Origin of the sequence: Aliifodinibius sp. S!AR15-10 (genome assembly GCF_031569985.1) — a bacterium.
Lineage (GTDB): Bacteria > Bacteroidota > Rhodothermia > Balneolales > Balneolaceae > JAMQKA01.
Genome location: NZ_JAMQKA010000009.1, coordinates 37,648 through 58,723, shown reverse-complemented (window position 1 = coordinate 58,723; position 21,076 = coordinate 37,648). Strand labels below are relative to the sequence as shown.

General features: G+C 46.4%; 14 protein-coding genes. 9 read left to right on the top strand and 5 right to left on the bottom strand.

Translation table 11 applies throughout. The annotated features are described in order from the left end of the window. The first annotated feature begins 19 nt into the window (after positions 1–19). From rsgA to NC796_RS08125, 5 genes are all read left to right on the top strand, one after another. A complete protein-coding gene (gene rsgA, locus NC796_RS08145) occupies positions 20–952 on the top strand; it encodes a ribosome small subunit-dependent GTPase A (RefSeq protein ID WP_310683790.1) in 933 nt (310 codons plus the stop codon). A gap of 102 nt (positions 953–1,054) precedes the next feature. Next, positions 1,055–2,170: a DUF6588 family protein gene (locus NC796_RS08140; protein WP_310683788.1), complete on the top strand. Its 1,116-nt coding sequence runs from the start codon at positions 1,055–1,057 to the stop codon at positions 2,168–2,170. Between the two features lie 342 nt (positions 2,171–2,512). Further along, positions 2,513–5,068 (top strand): family 20 glycosylhydrolase, encoded by a 2,556-nt coding sequence (locus NC796_RS08135; RefSeq protein WP_310683786.1) that lies wholly within the window; start codon positions 2,513–2,515, stop codon positions 5,066–5,068. Positions 5,069–5,447: 379 nt separating this feature from the next. After that, a complete protein-coding gene (locus NC796_RS08130) occupies positions 5,448–5,723 on the top strand; it encodes a SelT/SelW/SelH family protein (RefSeq protein WP_310683784.1) in 276 nt (91 codons plus the stop codon). A 126-nt stretch (positions 5,724–5,849) separates the two neighbouring features. Further along, positions 5,850–6,632 (top strand): DUF1080 domain-containing protein, encoded by a 783-nt coding sequence (locus tag NC796_RS08125; protein WP_310683783.1) that lies wholly within the window; start codon positions 5,850–5,852, stop codon positions 6,630–6,632. 20 nt (positions 6,633–6,652) lie between these two features. Here the strand turns inward: NC796_RS08125 and NC796_RS08120 are convergent, their stop codons facing one another. Continuing rightward, the gene (locus NC796_RS08120) at positions 6,653–8,389 is read right to left on the bottom strand and encodes a histidine kinase dimerization/phosphoacceptor domain -containing protein (RefSeq protein WP_310683782.1); all 1,737 of its coding nucleotides are present in this window, start codon (positions 8,387–8,389) and stop codon (positions 6,653–6,655) included. Positions 8,390–8,759: 370 nt separating this feature from the next. On the opposite strand from NC796_RS08120, the gene NC796_RS08115 reads away from it, so the two are divergent. After that, complete coding sequence (locus NC796_RS08115) at positions 8,760–9,128, top strand: hotdog domain-containing protein (RefSeq protein WP_310683781.1); 369 nt, start codon at positions 8,760–8,762, stop codon at positions 9,126–9,128. A 279-nt stretch (positions 9,129–9,407) separates the two neighbouring features. Here NC796_RS08115 and NC796_RS08110 read toward each other — a convergent pair whose 3' ends face one another. Continuing rightward, positions 9,408–12,503: a hypothetical protein gene (locus NC796_RS08110; RefSeq protein WP_310683780.1), complete on the bottom strand. Its 3,096-nt coding sequence runs from the start codon at positions 12,501–12,503 to the stop codon at positions 9,408–9,410. Positions 12,504–12,613: 110 nt separating this feature from the next. On the opposite strand from NC796_RS08110, the gene NC796_RS08105 reads away from it, so the two are divergent. The 3 genes from NC796_RS08105 (at position 12,614) to galE (ending at position 14,968) form a co-directional block, all read left to right on the top strand. Beyond that, a complete protein-coding gene (locus NC796_RS08105) occupies positions 12,614–12,970 on the top strand; it encodes a taurine dioxygenase (protein WP_310683778.1) in 357 nt (118 codons plus the stop codon). Between the two features lie 85 nt (positions 12,971–13,055). Further along, on the top strand, positions 13,056–13,799 hold the full coding sequence (mtgA, locus tag NC796_RS08100; RefSeq protein ID WP_310683776.1) for a monofunctional biosynthetic peptidoglycan transglycosylase: 744 nt from the start codon (positions 13,056–13,058) through the stop codon (positions 13,797–13,799). A gap of 155 nt (positions 13,800–13,954) precedes the next feature. After that, a complete protein-coding gene (gene galE / locus NC796_RS08095; RefSeq protein WP_310683773.1) occupies positions 13,955–14,968 on the top strand; it encodes a UDP-glucose 4-epimerase GalE in 1,014 nt (337 codons plus the stop codon). A gap of 101 nt (positions 14,969–15,069) precedes the next feature. On the opposite strand, the gene NC796_RS08090 is transcribed toward galE, so the two are convergent. From NC796_RS08090 to NC796_RS08080, 3 genes are all read right to left on the bottom strand, one after another. Beyond that, on the bottom strand, positions 15,070–15,837 hold the full coding sequence (locus tag NC796_RS08090) for a hypothetical protein (protein WP_310683771.1): 768 nt from the start codon (positions 15,835–15,837) through the stop codon (positions 15,070–15,072). A 447-nt stretch (positions 15,838–16,284) separates the two neighbouring features. Continuing rightward, positions 16,285–16,950 (bottom strand): InlB B-repeat-containing protein, encoded by a 666-nt coding sequence (locus NC796_RS08085; protein WP_310683769.1) that lies wholly within the window; start codon positions 16,948–16,950, stop codon positions 16,285–16,287. Positions 16,951–17,011: 61 nt separating this feature from the next. Continuing rightward, positions 17,012–20,374, bottom strand: coding sequence for a T9SS type A sorting domain-containing protein (locus NC796_RS08080; RefSeq protein WP_310683767.1), 3,363 nt, complete (start codon positions 20,372–20,374; stop codon positions 17,012–17,014). Positions 20,375–21,076 lie beyond the last annotated feature (702 nt).

Here is a 21,076-nt window from a genome sequence, read left to right as displayed (position 1 = left end):
ATTTCAAAAGAAATGATCAATGGCCAACAAACAGGGACGTGTAGTACAATCAACCGGTAGCTGGTATGAGATTGCCGTGGAAGACGATGAGGGATTCAGTATCGTAAAATGTCGGCTTCCCGGGCGATTCAGACTGGAAGATTACAATGTCACAAATCCCATTGCTGTGGGAGACCGGGTAGACATCTCCATAAACGAGGATGATACCGGAAGCATTGAAAAAATTCACGATCGCCAAAACTTTGTCATCCGTAAATCTACGCATAATCAGCGCGGTGAGCAGATTCTTGCCGCCAATGTGGACCGCGCATTTGTGATACAGTCGATTCGCAAACCGAGGCTCAAACCCGGATTTATTGACCGTTTCCTTGTCACCTGTGAGGCATACGAGGTTTCTTCCTTCATCCTCATAAACAAAATGGACCTGGCCAGGGAGAAGGAAAAAGAGCAGGCCGCACGGCTTATCGATCTCTACAGCTCCATCGGGTATGATATTATGGCCACCAGTATCTACGATGAAGAATCCCTTGAAACGGTAAAAGAGGAGCTTAAAGGGCGAACCTCCGTTTTTATCGGGCACTCCGGGGTGGGCAAAACATCCATTATCAACAAAATTGATCCCGGTATTGAACGCCCCACTTCGGATGTCTCCGATTATTCAGAAAAAGGCATACACACCACGACCTTCGCCAAACTGCTTCCGCTGCATTTCGGAGGCTACCTGGTGGATACGCCCGGAATCAAAGAATTTGGGTTGGTCAACATTGAGCCCTGGGAGCTCTCGCTCTTTTTCCCGGAGATGCTGGAGCCCCGTCAGTACTGCAAGTTCAACAACTGCACCCACAGTCACGAACCAGGCTGCGGCGTAATTGAAGCGTTTGAAAATGGTGATATCAGTGCCCAGCGGTATGAGTCATACCTGAATATCCTGGAATCGCTGGAAGAAAATTAGAGAGTCTATCACAAATTATGTACTATGTATGTCCTCTTTCGGGGATAGTTAATACCTAATAGTTATATCATCTAACAAACATCTTAAACAAACCTATATGCGATGAAGCTACGACAACTACTTCTCAAAGGACTTCTGTTTTTTGTTTTCGTCGGTGTTGTTTCCGTGCCTTCTTTTGCCCAGTTGGGCGATGTGGGTAGTATCCTGCAATCGGGCAAAGAAGATGCCAATACTTTAGTAAGAGCCTATCTGGAACCTTTCGGATCCGGATTTGGTGCGGGATTGAACACGGGCTGGACCAATACAGCCAAAACACACAATACACTGGGATTTGATCTGACTGTCAGCGCGGGCCTTGCCATTGTACCCGATGAAGATCTCACATTTGATGTAACCCAGCTTGACCTGCAAGAGCTTGAACTTGAGGACGGATCGCCAATAACCCCGACCATCAGTGGACCCAGCGAAACCGGGCCTACAATGGCAGCCTATGCAAATGTTCCGTTCCAGGGCCGGGAAAAACTGGTAGAATTCAATATGCCTGAAGGGACCGGCTTCGAATATTCCCCTGCCCCAATGATCAAAGCTGGGATTGGATTGATCAAGAATACGGATGTAATGGTACGCTACACTCCCGAATACAATATTGAGGATTACGGGTCTTTCAAGCTGTTCGGTGTCGGTGTAAAGCATGACGTAAAACAGTGGCTGCCAGGTGGTAAACTTATTCCCGTTGATATTTCAGTCATGTTCGGATATACAAATATGGAGCTGGGAACCGATTTTGATGTAATGCCCAATGATGTGATTACCCAGCCCGAGGATACCGAAAATCCATATCCCGCCTCAACATGGGACGGACAGCGTGCCGCACTCACAACCGACGCATGGACCGTCAACGCTCTTGTAGGGAAGACACTTCCTGTTATCTCGGTTTACGGTGGTATCGGATATGAGGCTTCCACTTTTTCCGTTTCCACCCCGGGATCATATCCTACCGTTATCCCCAATGAGGAATATCAGACTGATCCCAACAACAATGAGCCGCTGATTGTAAATGCCATCGAAAAGCCAATAAATGTAGAAATGGAGGGGCAAAATGGCTTTCGGGCACTGGCCGGATTTCGACTGCGCTTTGCAATATTCCATGTTTCCGCCTCCTACACCCTGGCCAACTACTCAAGCTATAACGTAGGATTTGGCATCAGTTTTAGGTAATCAGCTTTTAATCACCCTCTTTACTTTAAGGGAGCCCATTCGGGTTCCCTTTTTTATTTGCCGGATGGCTCTGTTGTTAAAACCTGGTTGTTTGTCATTTTATCAGAGTATGGTAAATTCAAGGATAGAAATATTTTAGTTACTATACACCCGTTTAGCAGGTGGATTTCATGGCTAATGAAAAATAAATACCTACTGTTTCACCCGAACCCAATCCGGGATCTCGTCGTGGGCAATAGACGTTGATTAATTACAAAACTATATCAACAGTAATGGCCTCTGCGAGATCCTGAAACAAGTTTATATTACGATTTCATCAACGCTCAATTAAGAATCTTTTCCATGCATAGAATAATTGTGCTGCTTTTTTATTTCTTTTTCGGGATATCCTCAATGATTTGGGGACAGGGTAATAACGAATTCAGTCCTTCCTCTCTCCAAATAAGTTGGGAACTGATGGATAATCACCACCGGGGTAACTCACAGTTCTTAGCCCGGCTAACTCTAGTCAATAATGGCAATAATCCAATCCCGGAGAGTGGCTGGAGCTTGTATGTCAATAACATGTTCTGTAAGGATCAGACCGGGAATTTTGACATCAGCCATGTAAACGGGGATTTGGATCAAATGGCACCCATACCCTCTTTTGACGGCCTCATTCCCGGTGAAACCCTAAACCTGGATCTCATATGCACGGGCTCGGCGTTGAATATTACGGGAGCACCGATCGGTTTCTACTGGGTGTGGGACTCCAACAAAGAAAATGGAATTCCGATTAAACAGTACACCGTAGAACCTGTAGACGGTCCAGAGGTGCTGGATCGCGGCCCAGGCGACCATGTGTCCGTGGCCACTCCCGAGAACGTATATGAATGGAACAATCAGATTACAGACCTTGATGAGAACCAGCTCCCCAAAGTGTTCCCTACGCCAAACCAGTATCGCGAGCGGAACGGTAGCTTTTCCCTGACTTCCGATGTCTCTATTAAGTATATCAGCGACTTTAGAAATGAGGCCGAATACTTCTCCAGTGAATTGGAGAAAATTCTAGGAAGCAAGCCCACTATGACTACTGAGAACGTTCCAGGTAAAGAGATCACACTTCAGAAAACCAACACAGAACCGGAGGGCTACGAGCTTTCAGTCACTCCACAGGCCATCACTATTTCGGCTTCCGACGCGGCAGGCATTTTTTACGGTATACAATCCCTGAAAACGGCCATGCCCCCTACCGCCTGGTCAGGGCCCCAGCAATCGGTCGCTATTCCTGCGCTGGAGGTAACCGATGCGCCTCGCTTCGGTTACCGGGCTTTTATGCAGGATGTGGCTCGTAATTTTCGCTCCAAAGAGCAGATCCTGAAGACGCTTGACCTGATGTCGCTCTATAAGCTGAATGTGTTCCATTTCCACTTTAATGACGATGAGGGATGGCGAATTGAGATTCCAGACCTACCGGAACTCACCGAAGTCGGTGCACAGCGCGGGCACACACTGGACAACCACGAGCGACTGCAGCCCTCTCATGGTTCAGGTCCCAACTCTACACATCCGGGTAGCGGTTACTACAGCACTGAGGATTTCATCGATATCCTGGAATACGCCACAGAGCGGCACATCAGGGTGATCCCGGAAATAGAAACGCCCGGACATGCCAGGGCTGCCATCAAGTCGATGGATGCCCGCTACCGCCGCCTGATGGAACAGGGCAAGGAAGAGCAAGCCAAAACGTATTTGCTGAGAGATCTCGAAGACACTTCGGAGTATGAGTCCGTACAGGGCTGGGATGACAATGTGATTAACGTGGCCCTCCCCTCTACCTACCGCTTCCTGGGCAAAGTAATCGACGAGCTGCAGGCGATGTACAACAAAGCCGGGGCTCCGCTGGAGCGCATCCATATGGGTGGCGATGAGGTGCCCGCGGGCGTCTGGGAAAAATCGCCAGCCGTACAAACACTCATTAGTGAAAATCCGGAAGTGGAGTCGACAGGAGACTTGTGGGGCTATTTCTATCGCAGGGTTGACGACATGCTGAAAGAGCGTGGCCTGAAGCTGTATGGCTGGGAAGAGATTGGGATGAAAGACGCGCTCTGGGGCGGAGAATCTCATTCTGTCGCCGATACTGCTTTTGCTAAAGAAGATGTGCAGGTCGATGTGTGGAATAACGTCACCGGTTCCGGGGATGAGGACCTGGCCTATCGCCTGGCCAATGCCGGATACAAAGTGGTGCTCTCCGGGGTATCCAACTTTTATTTCGATTTGGCCTATCAAAAAGAATTTGCCGAGCCCGGGCTTTACTGGGGTGGCTTCAACAGCCTTGAAAAACCGTTCGAGTTCATTCCATACGATTATTACAAAAATGCGGATGCTGACGTAATGGGAAGACCGCTTAACGACAACCATTTTGAGGGTATGGAGCGCCTGACCGAGGAGGGTCGTGCCAACATTGTCGGTATTCAAAGCCTGTTGTGGGGAGAAAAACTTATAAGTGACGAGCGGCAGGAATATATGTTGGTGCCGAAGCTGCTGGCGATGGCTGAACGGGCCTGGGCTGAACAACCTGAATGGGCGCAGGGAGAATGGACTATCCAAAATGAACAGCAGTACCAACAGGCGTGGTCAACGTTCTTGAATATTGCCGCCAAACGGGAACTCCCGCGGCTGGATCACTATGCCGGTGGATTTCGATACCGGATTCCCACGCCCGGGGCCATTATCAAGGACGGCACCATTTCGGCAAACGTCCAGATGCCCGGCTTTACCATCCGCTATACAACCGACGGTTCTGAGCCCGATATAAATAGCAAAATATACGCCGGCCCGATCAATGCTTCTTCAGCCAAACTGAGGGTGTTTAGCCGAAACGGTCGCGGCGGGCGTACGGTAGAGATTAGTAAGTAGTAATAGAACACAGATTAAGCGGATCAAGCAGATTATCACAGATTTAACAATACGGGTTTACGACTGAAGACCTTTATTTTAAGAGCCTGATTAGATTATTTGTAGATACCGTGAGATGTCCACCTTATCCATAGCGTGGGAATTAATTCCCACGCAAGTGATCGGGCATTCCCCACGGGAGTACAGTGTTTTTAACCAGTAAACACGTTAAATACTACTATCTGCGTGTATCGGCTTTGTTCGCAACATCTGTATTCTAGTGCTCTTTCAATTCTAAGCTGCCGAGTTCCGAGAATGCAGATGAAGCAGATCCTGCAATGTCTCGCGGATTTCAATACTATCTGTTGTTGTCAATAATCATTAAACCGAAATCTCTAGCATGAAGCCCAACGTAGAAATCACATACTGCACGCAATGCCGGTGGCTGCCGCGCGCCTGTTGGATGGCACAAGAGCTATTAACGACGTTTGAGAATGAATTGGGAGGGGTAACACTCTCCCCTGGCAGTGGCGGCATATTTGATGTACATGTAGATGGCAACCTGATTTATTCCCGCAAAGAGCAAGGACGGTTCCCGGAGTCAAAGGAGTTGAAGCAGCTGGTTCGGGATCGCATCGCACCGGAGAAAGACCTGGGGCACAGTGACAGCAACTGAATACTCCCTGCACTGGAAGTACGGAGGACCTATAAAAATTTTACAGACACGATTCTTGCGGTTTAGCAGCTTTCTAAAGACCTTCCTATGATTCAAATCAACAAATTAGTATTCAAACCATCGATTATGACCAAGTATATTCTGTCTTTTTTGTTGCTCGGGATGTTCTGCACTACAACTATCAACGCCCAGGGCACCACTGGTGACGGTGAATGGATTCAGCTTTTTAACGGTAAAAACCTGGACGGATGGACACCCAAATTTACGGGTAGCAAAGCCGGCGTTAATTACAACAATACCTTCCGTGTTAAGGATGGCATATTAACCGTCTCTTACGACAACTGGGACTCATTCGATGGCGAGTTTGGTCATCTTTTTTATAACAAATCATTTTCAAATTACCGGCTGAGGGCGGAGTATCGTTTTGTGGGTGAACAGGTCACCAACGGCCCCGGCTGGGCGATCAGGAACAATGGTCTTATGATTCACGGTCAGCATCCAGAAGATATGCGGGTGGACCAGGAGTTCCCGGTTTCAGTGGAAATTCAGCTTCTGAGTGGGAATGGAACCGATGAGCGATCCACTGCAAATATCTGTACACCGGGCACAAATGTAGTAATTGATGGTGAACTGGTGACCCGGCATTGTATAAATTCAAGCTCCGAGACCTACCACGGCGATCAGTGGGTTACGGCCGAGGTAGTTGTAAAAGGCAACAACATAAAGCATTACATCAACGGCAACCTGGTGTTTGATTATGACGACCCGCAACTCGATCCGAATGATTCAGATGCCAAAGAGATCCTCAAGAACGCAGATAGCAAAATATTGACCGGGGGAACCATATCCATCCAAGCCGAGAGCCATCCTACTCAATTCAGGAAAATTGAGATTTTACCCCTTGATTAAACAGGAATTCCCTACGGAAATCACTGGGGAAATTTCAGGCGAAATGTGGTCCCATTGCTATTCTCAATAGGGTAACTGGAATTAATTTGCTCTAACAGGGCTTTGATCAGCGTAAAACCCATGGTGTCGGATTCTTCCAAATTATAGTTTTGGGAGAGGCCGATACCGTTATCCGCAACCGTCAACGCCACTTCGGCATCCTCGCTGCACTGTGTTAAACTTACCCAAACGGTCCCCTCTTCTTTTCCTTCAAAGGCGTATTGAAACGCATTCATCAGCAGCTCGTTTAACAACAATCCAACCGGTATCGCCTTGTTTATATTCAGAGTAATTGGATCGAGGTCGAGATCCAGCGTATAACGTTTTGAATCCCGGGGTACTTTGTCCCTAATTGACTGGCACAGCTTGGCGATATATTCATCGAGATGTACTTTTGAGAAAGTTTCGGTATGGTACATAAGCTCGTGAACCATTGCTATGGAATGGATGCGTGAAATGGTATTGTCCAACAGGGAGGATTCCTCATGCTTTTCCAGCCCCTCTTTTTGCAGTTGCAGCAGACTCTGAATGAGAGCCAGGTTGTTCTTCACGCGATCATGAACTTCCGTGAGCAGGTAGCTCTTTTCCTCGAGCTGATCTTTTATTTGGAGTTCTGCCCTTTTGCGTTCAGTGATATTTTGAACAATACTGTATGCCCCGTCGATTTTTCCTTCGACATAAATGGGCAGCATCGTCACATCGAGATGCAACTCACCATTGCCCGTTTTAGTAACTACAGTCTCGAGTTTTTGGGGATCGCCCTCCAATACTTTCTGAAGAGTATCACGCAGCTCTTTCAGCTCCTGTCCCAACCAAGCCCGATCCGGCTTATCCCCCTCTTTTGGGCCTTTTGAAGAACTGAATAAGCTTTTAAAAGCTTTGTTATTGTCGACCAGTTGTCCCTCCTTGTCCAGGGAAAAAACGGCATTTGGATTTTGTTCAAACAGAGAGCGATACTTTTGTTCGCTAACAACAAGATCCCGATGCCAGCTTTTTATACTTTTGAGGAAACGCATGGAAAGGACTACCCCGGTTAAAAAAAGAATAATACCCAGTGTTGTAGCGATCCAGATAATTGTTGAATTTAAAAAATGAGTTCCGTTCCCCAACGCACCTGAAAGACGATATTGGGAGCTTGTTAATTGCTGATCAAGTTGCCTGATTTCATTTACCAACTGCTTTTCCCGGTCGGGGGTCAGCGTTTGTTGCGAAATTGCAACATCTGCTTCCCGGGCTATCTTTTTCAGATCATTAAAAAGCTGATCAGCATAGCTCCATTGATGAATCGCTTCTTCGAAATCTGAAAATGATTGAAAAAGCTCAAATGTTCTTATCATTGTCCGCCTGTCGTTGGGAGGAACACGTGCTTGTTGCATCAACTCCAATACCGCGGCATTGTTGGTGTTGTCCTTCTGTAGCTCAACTCTTATTTCAGTGAATTTATCCACAAAAGATCTTGTACTGTCAAAGTTTGCCAGGTAAACAACGTCTCCTGTCTTCACAAAATTGACAAGCTGAAATGTGGCCTCTTTCCGTGCCTCGGTCCATTGTGTTTGGAGGGTAGCAAACCCCCGAAGTGCAGACAATGTACTGGTTGCCAGGATGATAGTAATCACGATACAGATTCCGAGGAAAGCAAAGACCGAGAGAATCCCGATCATATTTCGATCAATATTAAGCCGTCTGGAGCGCTGGTTCGTTCTGCCCAAATTATTCATAAACAGTTCTTTTATTCAACTATCACAAAATTACCCCGCCTAACCCGTATTTTTCAGAGAAGAAATTATAGAACTGAGATGATAATACAAATTAATATAACTAGGTAGTACCACTAAGAAAGTATCGTCATTATTACGATAGATTGAATATATCTGTGCCAACAATTTTGTTAGTGGTTATCGGTTATTTGTTATTGGGAAAGCTCATGAAGCTGACTACTTTAATTAACCACTGTACCAATGAACGAATAACAACACTAGTTATTCGTGTGAGTTAGCTGCTCCAAAAAAGTGTTAAAGTTGTAGATATAAAGCACAGAATTCCTATCTTAAGCCTTCTTTTTGATCTAAGCTGAAATAATCACTTATTATGAAGTTCTACAGTCGCAAACTTATTAAACCACAAGATTTGAACGCAACCGGCACCCTTTTCGGGGGCTCACTCCTGGCATGGATTGATGAAGAAGCAGCTATCTATGTAACATGTCAGCTAGATAAAGGAAATGTCGTCACCAAATATATGTCAGAAATCAACTTTGTGAGTTCTGCCAAAGTGGGTGATGTCATTGAAATCGGTATGGAGACAGTAAAATTTGGCACCTCCTCAATCACCGTTCGCTGTGAAGTCCGCAATAAGTTCAGTAAAGAGACAATCATTAAAATAGATACTATCGTCTTTGTAAACCTGGATAAAGACGGTCGACCAACTCCGCACAAGGTTTCTGAATCTGCAAATTAAAAGACAGTGAGCAAGGTGTAGCACTTTTACTCACTGCCAAAAATAATTAATAGCATCCTAAAGAAGCTTTAACCGGTGGAATGCAATCTGCAAGGATTTTCTGGACTTTATGAAACTGCCAGAGGCTTCTGAATTTATCCTCTCTCCAGGCGCCTTGACTTACGGAATAATGGCCTCCGGCATAATGCACACAGTTAGATTAACAGGCCGTAAAAGATAGTGAGCAAGGTTTGAACGACCTTGCTCACTGAAAATATTGATGTTTTTCTGTTGCTTACCCTACCATCCGGGAGAGATGGAGAACCCAACGTATCCCGGTTGTTCGGGTCGCTGAAATGGTATGGCATAGAACACTTCGGCAACCAGGTAGCCAAGCACATTTACCCTGGCACTTATCCCTGTACTGAAAACCGGAACGCGTTCACTGGTATCTCCCGAGGTCCATTTCAGGTCTTTAAAACTGAATGGTTCGTCTTTGGTCCATGCGTAACCGGCATCAAAGAAGGGAGACAGCGTGGTTGGAATGGTCCTGGAACGAAACAGTGCCAGCTCTTCCGCTCCCAGCACTGGTATCCGGAACTCGACGTTTGCCAACGCCATGCGACTACCTATCAAACGGTTAAACACGGAGCAGCCCTGTCCCGGGGATTGGCTACACTCTGAGGCAGTAAAGGAGTTGCTGCTGTACCCTCTTACCAGGGTTTTATAACCCAGAAAGTTGGGTGATAGGCGTTGGTCTTCCGAATCTTCCAGGTATCGACCGGTGTGCATTGCTCGTATGGCAAAAGTGAACGGCCGGAGGTAAAAATACCGGCGATATTCCGCCAAGGCATTGAGATATGTTAATGAACCCGTGGTTGGTTCCATCTCAAAACGCAAACGATGTCCACGGATAGGACCAGTAAACGCGCTGATGGAGTTATCCTCAACATATGCTGCAGAGGCGGAATAGAGGTTCAGTGGAGACGGAGTCTCCAGGTTCTCGGTCTGCCGGTCGACGGGTTGTCCAAACTGATTATAAAATGTGCGACGCAATTCGAGATCGTACCAAATGTGCGTCCAGCCGGTAGAAAACTCCAGACGCTGGGTCGTAGAGAATGGATACATCCCGAGCAGGGAAATTCGGTCCTGGAATACGCGGCGGTTTAACCGTTCAACGACCGGCAGTTCCACCTGTTGGCCATCGATATTCAGGGTGTCCCTGCTAACACCAGCTGCCGTAGTCCGATACGGCATGTGGCTCAGTGAAGCTCCATAAATAAAACGGTTATCCTGGTTAAGATAGGCCACTTGCCCACCGATATCCTTAATGCGCCCCTGCATCCGGAGGCTGGTTATCAAGCGGTGCTGATTCAGCATATCGCTGAACTGGAGTGTGACACCACCGGCTGCCCCAACCCCCAGCTGGTTGGAGACGCCGATACCGCCACCGCCGCCAACATAATCGAGGGTAAGTTTGGGGACATAATCCCGCTGTGAAAATTCATCTGATGTTGGAACCTCTATGTAGGGCTCCCGGAAATAGGAAGTGACCACTTCATTACCTTCCAGGCCTACCGGTGGCAGATCATTGGCATCAGCCAATTGATTGCTGGTCAACACCTGGGTTCCGGTCGTCTCGTCTTCAGGAATTTTGTACACGCTGTAGTTCGAGTTCTCAAAGACCGACACCATCACTTCACCCGAATTTCGCGCCACTGTGAGTGCTGGTGACAGTGCACTAATGCCGGAAATTCCCGTATTCACATTGGTAACCTGGTATCGATTTCGGGTTTGAAAATCGTACCGAAACAGGTTGCTGATCCCCCGGTAATCGGAAATGTAATAGAGTGATTCTCCGTCCGGGCCGAATTTGGGGTTAATATGTTTGGAATCGGGAAATGCAGGAATGGTGCCCATCTCTCCTGTTTCCAAGTCATAAAGTCCAATCAGCGTTTTGCTGAAAGTCAGCTTTTCAAAGTTGGTTTCCTCTCCTCGATCTGTGACAAATGCCAACGATGACCCGTCGGGTGCCCAGGTTGGCTGCAGATCAGAGTATCGATCATTCGTCAAATTACGCAATGAGTCATTCTGGAAATTATAGACATAAAGATCGGTATATCCACCATCAGAGCCGGAAAAAGCGAGCTTATTTCCATCCGGTGACCATGCGGGATTTGTCATTGCATCTACTTCATCAAACTTAATCTTGCGTACCGTTTTCCCGGAGGTCACATCGATGATGATCAGCTGGTTGTCACCTTTGGAAAATACTACAGCAGCAAACCTTTCCCCATCCGGCGACCATGTACCGGCCGATTCGATAAATCTAAGTGCCTTGAGGTGGGGATCAGAGACTGTACTCGTGAGGCTTCGGATGATCTCCCCGGTCTGTGCATCAGCCAGGAACAGCTCAACTGAGAACAGGTTCTTTTCCGAGATAAATGCCACATATTCCCCGTTGGGACTCAGTGAGGGTCCTGAATTAATGGTCCCCGTACCTTTTGATTTGCCGAGTATCTTTTCCCCGACTTCTGAAGGATCATCAAACTTTTCTACGGTCTCGGAATATTTCTTTCGCACCGAATTTTGCCAAAGCGTAGAGAGCGAGTCCTGAGAAATCTCCAGGGTATTCTTGAGCCCTTTTTTCAGTCCACGCTGCACGCTGTTGACATACAACGGTTTCACAACCTCGTCGCCCCATTTACCAGTTATATAGGTCCAAACGGAATGGCCATACCGATAGGGAAAATACTGCCGGCTGTTGGCCAGCTGCTTGATCGTGGGCAGTGTGTCGCGCCGAACCGCATCCCGCAGCCACATGCCGGTGTGTGTATCTTCCGGTCCCACCGAAAGGTATTCAGCCATCCCCTCAATAAACCAGAGCGGCATTTGGCTGGTAGCCCTGATCCCGCTTATTTTATCACTGTTTCTGGCAATATCGTATTGAAATGCGTGCACGAGCTCATGGCCCAGCACATGATTTGTGCTTTGGTTGGCCTCGGCAAAAGGCATGATAACCCGATTCCGAAGGCCTTCAGTTACTCCTCCTGTTCCGACTCCAACATTCGGTACAATATCGTTCTGCTGGAAATCGGCATGATTCGCATAGATAATAAGCGGATTTACAGAGCTGAAACTGTGCTCCAATATATTGGAATGGCGTTGGTACCATCGCTCAGACAGGCGTCCGAGATCCTTAACGGCCTGCTCCTCTTGCGGATAATGGTAAATATCAAAATGAGAAGTCTCTAATATTTGGAAGTTAAAATCCTCATATTGTACTTTATTACGCCCAAAATATTGAGCTTCTAAGTCTGGAACCAAGAAAAATATGATTAGAATTACCGTTAATAATACTTTGACAAATATTGTTGTATTATCACGTAAATTCATAAGAATAATTTACATACTATTTCCTTGAGAATTCATTAATTCAATATTATCAACGATTTAAACGTTCCGCGGAGAATTCATTTTAATATTTTTTAAACATTGCTGAGAAATTGAGTAATTCAAATAAATATATCGACCGAGACATCATCGCTAATCTTGTCTATAACGAAAAACCTTATATCAAGGAATTCGCTGAAGCCACCGAAGATTCTTTTTCCGAGTTCAAGGTAAATTACAACAAATATTTACTGGAAAGAGATGAAACCAACTTCAGGAAGGCGGGTCACAAAATTAAACCGGTGGTGAAGATGCTCAATATAGATGAAATCATTGAGGAATATGAACATGCCAAAACGCTACTCTGGGAAAATGAAACACAGGAAGAGCTGGAAGCTTCTGCACAAAAAATCCAACATATTTGTGACCAGATAATTAAGGAATTAAGGAAGATTCAAAAAAATCCCTAATTTAAAGGATTGTTTTCAAGGGATTCTAAGCACGCTTTCAATGAAGGAAAGCTGAACATAACAGACCAACCAAAATATTTAGCCGGTGTACAACACCCCTGAATCTTCTGAACCCAGAAAGAAGAACATTTTTCTCAGGCTCCTGAAGTGGTTTTTTGGAACTACTATTCTCCTGGTTTTTATCTCTTTTCTGCTGGTTCTTTCTTTTCGATGGATTAACCCTCCTACTTCATCTTATATGATCCAACAAAAGTATGAGTTGCAAAACGACAACGGAGAATCTCTTGAAATCAAATACCAGTGGGTTGGATGGGACCAGATATCCGATTATGTAAAAGTGGCTGCCATCACGTCCGAAGATCAACGCTTTCCTGAACACAACGGGTTCGATTTTGAGGCTATTGAAAAGGCATTGGAAGAGAGCCAGCGAGGTGATAATCTGCGCGGTGCCAGCACCATCACCCAGCAGGTTGCAAAAAATATGTTCCTGTGGCCCGGTCGTTCTTTTATCCGCAAAGGTATTGAGGCCTACTTTACTGTTCTTATTGAATTGTGCTGGTCAAAAAGGAGAATTCTGGAGATATATCTCAATATTGCAGAATTCGGTGCCGGGGTGTTTGGAGTTGAAGCCGCCGCTAGTACGTATTTCGGTATTCCCGCCAGCAAGTTGAGCATGCTGCAAAGTGCGCTTCTTATTACAGCCCTGCCCAGCCCCAAACGGTATAACCTGCACAACCCTTCTCCCTACATGATTAAACGCCGAAACTGGGTTTTACGCTATATGCACCTGCTCGGCAACCGGGACTACCTGGACCGGCTGGAGCAGTAACATCACCTTTGCCCGGCCGATGTAGATTTTGATACCCACCGGCAAATCAAATTTGATTCATACCCAATGAATATTAAATTTAGCCACCATTGCAAGGAGCTCTGCTCAAATAAATAATCTCTTCTGAAAAATTTTCATTTTAAAGGTTTTATCTCATGAACACCATTTTGGTAACAGGTGGCGCAGGATACATCGGCAGTCATACCACTGTTGAGCTATTGAATGAAGACTATGAAGTCATCGTGGTTGATAACCTGTCTAACAGCAAAAAAGAGGCCCTCGACCGTGTTGAGGATATCACCGGCAAGGAGCTTACGTTCTATGAAGTTGACCTGCTGGACAAAGAGAGCCTGGACCAAATTTTCTCTGAACATGACGTGGATGCTGTCATCCATTTTGCGGGATACAAGGCGGTTGGTGAATCAGTTAAAATACCCCTGAAATATTATCACAACAACATTACCGGTACGCTCTACCTATGCGAGGTAATGGAAAAACATCGGGTGACCAACATCGTGTTCAGCTCATCAGCCACTGTGTATGGGGATCCCCACGAAGTGCCCATTACAGAGGATTTCCCGCTCACAGCCACAAATCCCTATGGCAGAACCAAGCTGTTTATTGAAGAAATTCTGGGTGATTTGAGCGTGGCAAATGAGGACTGGAATATTGCTCTCCTGCGCTATTTTAACCCGGTTGGGGCACATAAAAGTGGCAAAATCGGGGAAGATCCGAACGATATCCCCAACAACCTGATGCCCTATATCAGCCAGGTGGCGGTTGGGAAGCTGGAAAAACTGAATGTGTTTGGAGACGACTATCCCACCCATGACGGTACCGGCGTACGAGATTATATCCATGTTGTGGACCTGTCGATCGGGCACCTCAGGGCCCTAGAAAAACTTGATACCGAACCAGGATTAGTGACCTACAATCTGGGCACCGGACGCGGGTACAGCGTGCTGGAAATGGTGAAAGCCTTTGAGGAAGCTTCCGGCAAAGATATCCCCTACCGCATTGCTGACCGACGGCCCGGTGACATTGCAGAGTGCTATGCCGACCCCTCCAAAACCGAAAAAGAACTGGGGTGGACTGCTGAACGCGATATTTCAGATATGTGCAAGGACGCCTGGCGCTGGCAGTCGAACAACCCCAACGGCTATGAATAGCTTCCGCTGACCCAGTTTATCAGTATTTCAGTGTTAATGTGACTAGGAAGTAGTTCGCCCATATTTTGATATTCTGATCTCTGACACACTGTTAAACTGTTCTACTCTCCACTGAATATAACCGTTGTTTTGTCTACACCTGTATTACCGGTCTCCGGGTGATAGGCATAAACTGTAATTTGGTACGCACCACTCTCTTTCGGGGTAAAATCCCCCTCAAATGTACTTGTTTTGCCTGCAAACGTCAGTGGAACTGAAGCTACCTGGTGGCCTTCCTTTGCTATCAATGCCCGGATTTCATACTCATCGCTGTTCCACATTCCACCGGGTGAGGTGGGACAGCCGCACATCATCACCAAATTCGCCTCGATACTTATCTTCTTTAGGGAAGTGACTTCGTGGGCTTGTGGACTCAATACATCTACGGCAAAACCGGGGATTTCAAGTAAAACACCATCTCCGGTAATATCTTTGCCCGGAATCATCCATAGTTGTGTAGAACTGGTCACATGGGATTGCGCCTGTGCATATGGCGCTGTTACTTCAATCGTAACAAAAGTAGGTTCGTCAAGCTGTAATGTGGTTTCAAACTTGGCAGCTCCCGGCGTGCTCAGTTGCAGGTCGCGTGTTTTGGGGGTATTCATAATCTGTTGAGTATCGCCCGTTGAGCCTATTGTTTTTCCCTTTGCCAATATTTCGCCGGTCTCAGTATTTTTAACGACAACAAAAGCACCGCCCATAGAACTTCCAATAAACTTGGCATCCTGGGCCTTAGCACGGACTACCAACTTGGTTTCCTGGGCTTGTCCGAACACTGTTTCTGGTAAAATGAATAAGCTGAGGAGTATTGCAAAAACTAACTTCTTCATAAGGAATCTTCTGTAGGGTTAAGTTTTCTCCAAAATAACAAAGCCATGCCCAAAAGCATGGCCTTTTAGTTCTAAATTAGATATCTGTTAGAAAAGGAGTTGATACAATCAATTACTAGAGGGCATTACAATACTATGGTATCATTGTGAACGGAATGAATGGAGTGCGGCAATCTCCCACTCACAATACTGCCTGAGACAACAAAAGGGGATCGCCACGACTCAATCCACCAGCTGGCGGACACGATGACAACTTCAAATAGGATGGTTTTTCAAAGTCTTCTTACTAAGAGTCTGTTAACATGTTTACCGTTGAAAATCTAATTAATCAGGTCTGAAACCGTTTAATTGGCAAACGCAGTTTTGCCTTATCCATAACGCGGGAATTAATTCCCGCGCAAGTGATAGGCACGATTCAAGGAAGCTACTGTCTCCACAGTTCATGTTCTAATCGGTAAATGCACTACTAATAATATAGAGCGTATTTACAGAACTGCTGACCTGGTAACTAGTCTCCTGCTTCATATCCAGCTCAAAAGTAGGGCTTTCAGGGTCGTCTACCAAGATTAGACTGCCTGTATGCTGGCTATCGCTAAAATCCCAGGTCAACATTATGGGACTCTCTCCTTCTTCCGGGGCAAAAGCCAGTTTCCAAATTACCGGATCATTAGTTACCGGACGCATATCTCCTTTCAAATTATAGTCCGGGATTTCAAAATGAGCATAGAATGAACCCGAAGGAGCGGCCGGCGGAGCTTCCCAATCCAGGTTATCATAGCCTGTTGTAGCTTCTTGGTGCATACCCAAGTATAGTTCGAATTGATTGACCCCGTCAGAAACATGCAGTGTATCTAAAAATGCTGAAGCCGCATTCTGTGGTCGTTGAAAATTGGCAGTGATGGCCAGGTCTCTCGTCATGGTAAATACCAAGGAGTTCTCCTGGGCAGTGGTATCGCCCGACCAGCCGGCAAACTCCCATCCATCATTGGGGTTCGCTTCAATCTCAATCGTTGCCATATCTCGATAATAAGCCGAGTCAACATTTACGGTACCTGATCCCGGCGGATTAACAGACGACGAAAACCGGTGCTCCTCGAGGGGGCACTGGGTCATAACAAATGCCAAAATTGTGTATATAACGAACGCTCGCATAGGGTGAATACCGTGTAAATATTTATTTGATCAGTGTGATTTTTTGGACTTCCTGGAATGCTCCTGCCCGAATCTGAACGAAATAGAGTCCACTGGACAGGTCAGAAGCATCAAATGGAATTTTATAACTTCCTGCCGACTGCTGTTTGTCCACCAGTGTTGCTACTTTTTGGCCCAATAGGTCATACACCTCAAGGGTTACCTGCAACGGTCTAGGTATGGCGTAACGAATAGTTGTGGATGGATTGAATGGATTAGGATAGCTTGGCTTCAGCTCCACCTGCCTGGGAAGTGACTGCTGTTCTAGCCCTGTAACCGGAGAAATAGAAATGTAATCGACAGGATTTTCAATATACGCTTTCTGGCCCCGCGAAAGCTTCATAAATCTTGTTTTTTGGTCCTGCCTGAACAACTTCATTTGGTAATCGGAGGAGGTCTGAGCCACAGATATTTCCACTGAAACGGGGAACTGCGATGCATCCAGGTGGAGTATCACACTATCCTGTTCAGAAAGACGAAAATCGCCGTCAAAACGTACATCCAGTTTGGGACGGGGCGGCACCGGGGGCATTGCAAAATTTTCGGGACTCCATCCCTCCTCCAAATCGCCGCCAATCAGCAGATGTTGACTTGTCCCCTCTGTTTCAAATGTCAACTGATCGAAGTCCCGGGCGGCCTCCACTGCGGTAATGGACTTCCTCGAGTCTACCGGCTTTTCAAATCCAACACCTGCTCCGAGCGATATTTTTCCTTTTGCTGATGCCTTAACAAAATAACCTCTACCCGGCGCAAGCTCTTGTACTGGCTGATACGCGCCATCATAATGCTGAATTGTGCCCTTAACAATAAGGTTGTCAGGATCTTTGATGGCCCCAAGTTCAAATAAGCTATCAATCGGGGCCCCAATCAGGTTCCACCCCTCTCGAAGTGGAATTGTCAGGCTCTCAACAGGTTTTCCCTGCAGTCTCACATTGCTCTCAGTATCAACTCGGAGCCAATAACCAATCCCGGCAGTCAATGTGGTATCTGTTTGATAGCTCCCATCATAACGGTACAGCGTTCGTGGGTCGGCACCCGGATAAAGTGTTTGCACAGATTGGTCCTCGGTCGTAACGGGCAAACTTACAAGCTTCCAGCCGGGTTTAAGCATTCCAGACCATTCGTTGATATATCTCTTTCCAACCGGGTCTGACCCAAAGCTTTCATTTCCCAGCGTGTCTGTTGATGCAATGCGATACCAGTAACTCTCGCCATTCGCAACCGTCTGATCTAAAAAGGTTGTCGCCGATATGGAGTCTTCAACCAGTTCAAATGGTACCTCCTCCGTCAATGATCCAGCCGCACGATAGAGCGAATAGCTGTGGAGATCGCTATCCTCAACAGCAGACCAAGTGACCTGAAGTCCCTCAGGATCCCAGGTTAATTGGGTGATTGCCGGCACAGGCGGTGGTGACTTGTCATAATAAATCTTTTGGGTACCGGAAAGACTACTCTCATTTCCCACAGTATCCACCGATGAAACAGCATAATAAAAACTGGACTCTATTTCCCCAGGTGCATCGATATAAAATGTATCCTGTACCGCCTCTGCCTTCAAAAAATCAGATGATTGAACGGGTACATCTTTTTGGCCTCGATAAATTCGGTAGCTGTCAAAATCACCTGTTGTGACCTTGTCCCATTGCAAAAAAACGCCGGTATCGGTCGATACTACGTTCAGATTATTTGGTACAGAAGGCGGAGAATTATCGACGTAGATACCATATTCCTGTGTTGGCTCGCTCTCATTACCCGCTGTATCGTAAGCGGAAAAACGATAGTAGTAGGTCTGCTCACTGTTAACCCCGGTATCAACAAACGGCGACTGAGTGAGTGTATCGGTAACAAGCGATTGGTCATTAAGCGAAAATTCCCTTTGTGTTGATCGGTACAGCTTATAGCCTTCGAGGTCAGGTTCATCATTGGCGGTCCATTCCACATTAACTCCCTCCGGCCCAGTAAATGCCATAACATTTTGTGGCGTTGCAGGGGGTTGATCAGTGACGGTGACGTAAAATGAATGATACTCCGATCCTCCCTTGTCATCCTGGGCCTGAACGATGATGGTAGTTGAGCCTGCCGCTAGCCCATCTATTGACAGTATATTCTCTTTAATGGCGGGGAGGGCAACTGAGGGAATTTCAGCATTTGCCGAAAAGGTCAGTGGATCAGCGTCCCCGTCGGTAAAATGAGCAGTGAGATCAAAGGTTTTGGGCGGTTCAATGACGTCAAACTGGAAGTCGGTTATCGGGCTTATGACTTCCGGCTCCTGGTTAGAATTTGTCTCCAGGTCCAGCATCTGAGTGTCCCCATCCGTAGTCCAGGTCGGTCTGTCCATGTTCTTCGGCGTTGCTGGTACCCCGTTTATCTGAAATGCCAATGGGTCACCAGGTTCAGCTCCTTCATCCTGGCTGGTGGTGCCATCGTCACGATATACATTCATCATATACTGTCCGGGCGACTCTACGAGCGAGCTCCCCACATGCACTCCGTCAGGATCGTATGCATCCACCACATCGCCGGGCTGCACCGGCATTCCGCCAAATGTAGTATTGCCTTCGCTGTAAAAACTAACCCATTGGTCGGTGGGGACTACATCTGTTAAAACATTGGCGCGGAATGGTACTGGATAATAGGAACCATTGAGAGCACCAGCATAAATCAGAATAGCTCCTTTGATCCCGCCCTTGCCGAAATCCGGGGTGAAATTTACCTGGAGTTGCGTAGTTTCTCCGGGATCCAGCTTGTTATCAGTCAGGTAAACTTCAATGAAGGAATCAAACCGGAAGGCTGTCGTTAAAGAATCAATTTCTACAACTTCAGATCCAACATTCGTCAGAGCCACAGTCTGATTGGTCGTTACATCTAATTCAACGTCTCCAAACTCTATAAACAACGGATCTGAAACTATTACTGCCCCTCCTATTTCAAGATCCAACTCAATTTGGTCGCCATTGGAGGTCCACGTTGCACTCCCCTGACCTTGTGGCGTTGCATGAAGTCCGCTAACCTTGAACGTCAATGGATCGCCGGGTTTAGCACCTTCGTCGATATCGGTACCCGGGTCGTCCGCATAAACCTGCATCAGTCCATAACTACCCGCTTTCTCGGTGGTATATTGACCACAGAGCACCCCGTCAGGATCGTAAACCTGTACTACTGCTCCGGCGGGTACTGCCTCACCATAGATTAAAAGTCCGTCATTGCTGTAAAAACTGACCCACTCATCAGTTGTTTCAGGTTGGGCACTCACCAGGGTGATGGCGAGAAAGTGAAAAAGGATACTGGCAAAAACAAACTGTACCCACCTGTAGATAGATTGTACCTTTATTGTTTGTAGCCTCATGTTTATTAACGAGTGTAAACTTGCGTACCTGTAGAGCCCTTATTTTTATAGCGAAAAAGCCACTTGCGAGGAAACCAACTTCAAAAAAGCTTTCACTGGAGCTGGGATTTAGCTGATAATTCAATGTGTGCTACCAGCCCAGCATGTAAAGACTGCCTTACTTCAGCCTTTGACGCATAATTACTGGTTAACGTGACTCAACAAACCGTGTGTGAAATGGACTATAGAATACAACCCCAAAAATCGAACGATTTATATCACCCCGTGTGATAGCTTTCATCCAAGCTATATATTTTCTAAGCCTAAGCTGTAGGATATTATATATTTACCTAAAAATCGAGTAGCAATAAGAGTCTTTTACTCTGGAAATGATTGTGTAATTTATCTGCGAAGATTCGGGCTATAATGAGATGGGAAAGTACCGGTGGAGAGATTTTTTATGCGTAAAAAAAGGAGTTTTACCCTTATTACTGAACTGGAAGAAATGGCTGGTTGAATATTTCTAAACTCCATGCCGATTGTCAGCCACCGGATCCTTAAACGAGGTACTCTTGAATTCCCAGACGGAACAAAGCATGTAACCCTGGGATATGGGCTTCGAAAAGGGATACACAAGAAGAAATAAGTCGTGAAGGAAAAGGGACCGTCCCGATACCTAAAAGCTGTTTTTATCCAGCCCCACCCCTATACCCACGTTCTATT

What these genes read in the sequence shown, in the direction of transcription:
- NC796_RS08140 (WP_310683788.1), top strand. Translation starts at nt 1,055, where the DNA reads ATGAAGCTACGACAACTACTTCTCAAAGGACTTCTGTTTTTTGTTTTC.
- NC796_RS08125 (WP_310683783.1), top strand. Translation starts at nt 5,850, where the DNA reads ATGACCAAGTATATTCTGTCTTTTTTGTTGCTCGGGATGTTCTGCACT.
- NC796_RS08120 (WP_310683782.1), bottom strand. Translation starts at nt 8,389, where the DNA reads ATGAATAATTTGGGCAGAACGAACCAGCGCTCCAGACGGCTTAATATT.
- NC796_RS08135 (WP_310683786.1), top strand. Translation starts at nt 2,513, where the DNA reads ATGCATAGAATAATTGTGCTGCTTTTTTATTTCTTTTTCGGGATATCC.
- NC796_RS08085 (WP_310683769.1), bottom strand. Translation starts at nt 16,950, where the DNA reads ATGACCCAGTGCCCCCTCGAGGAGCACCGGTTTTCGTCGTCTGTTAAT.
- NC796_RS08080 (WP_310683767.1), bottom strand. Translation starts at nt 20,374, where the DNA reads ATGAGGCTACAAACAATAAAGGTACAATCTATCTACAGGTGGGTACAG.
- rsgA (WP_310683790.1), top strand. Translation starts at nt 20, where the DNA reads ATGGCCAACAAACAGGGACGTGTAGTACAATCAACCGGTAGCTGGTAT.
- NC796_RS08110 (WP_310683780.1), bottom strand. Translation starts at nt 12,503, where the DNA reads ATGAATTTACGTGATAATACAACAATATTTGTCAAAGTATTATTAACG.
- galE (WP_310683773.1), top strand. Translation starts at nt 13,955, where the DNA reads ATGAACACCATTTTGGTAACAGGTGGCGCAGGATACATCGGCAGTCAT.
- NC796_RS08090 (WP_310683771.1), bottom strand. Translation starts at nt 15,837, where the DNA reads ATGAAGAAGTTAGTTTTTGCAATACTCCTCAGCTTATTCATTTTACCA.
- NC796_RS08115 (WP_310683781.1), top strand. Translation starts at nt 8,760, where the DNA reads ATGAAGTTCTACAGTCGCAAACTTATTAAACCACAAGATTTGAACGCA.
- NC796_RS08130 (WP_310683784.1), top strand. Translation starts at nt 5,448, where the DNA reads ATGAAGCCCAACGTAGAAATCACATACTGCACGCAATGCCGGTGGCTG.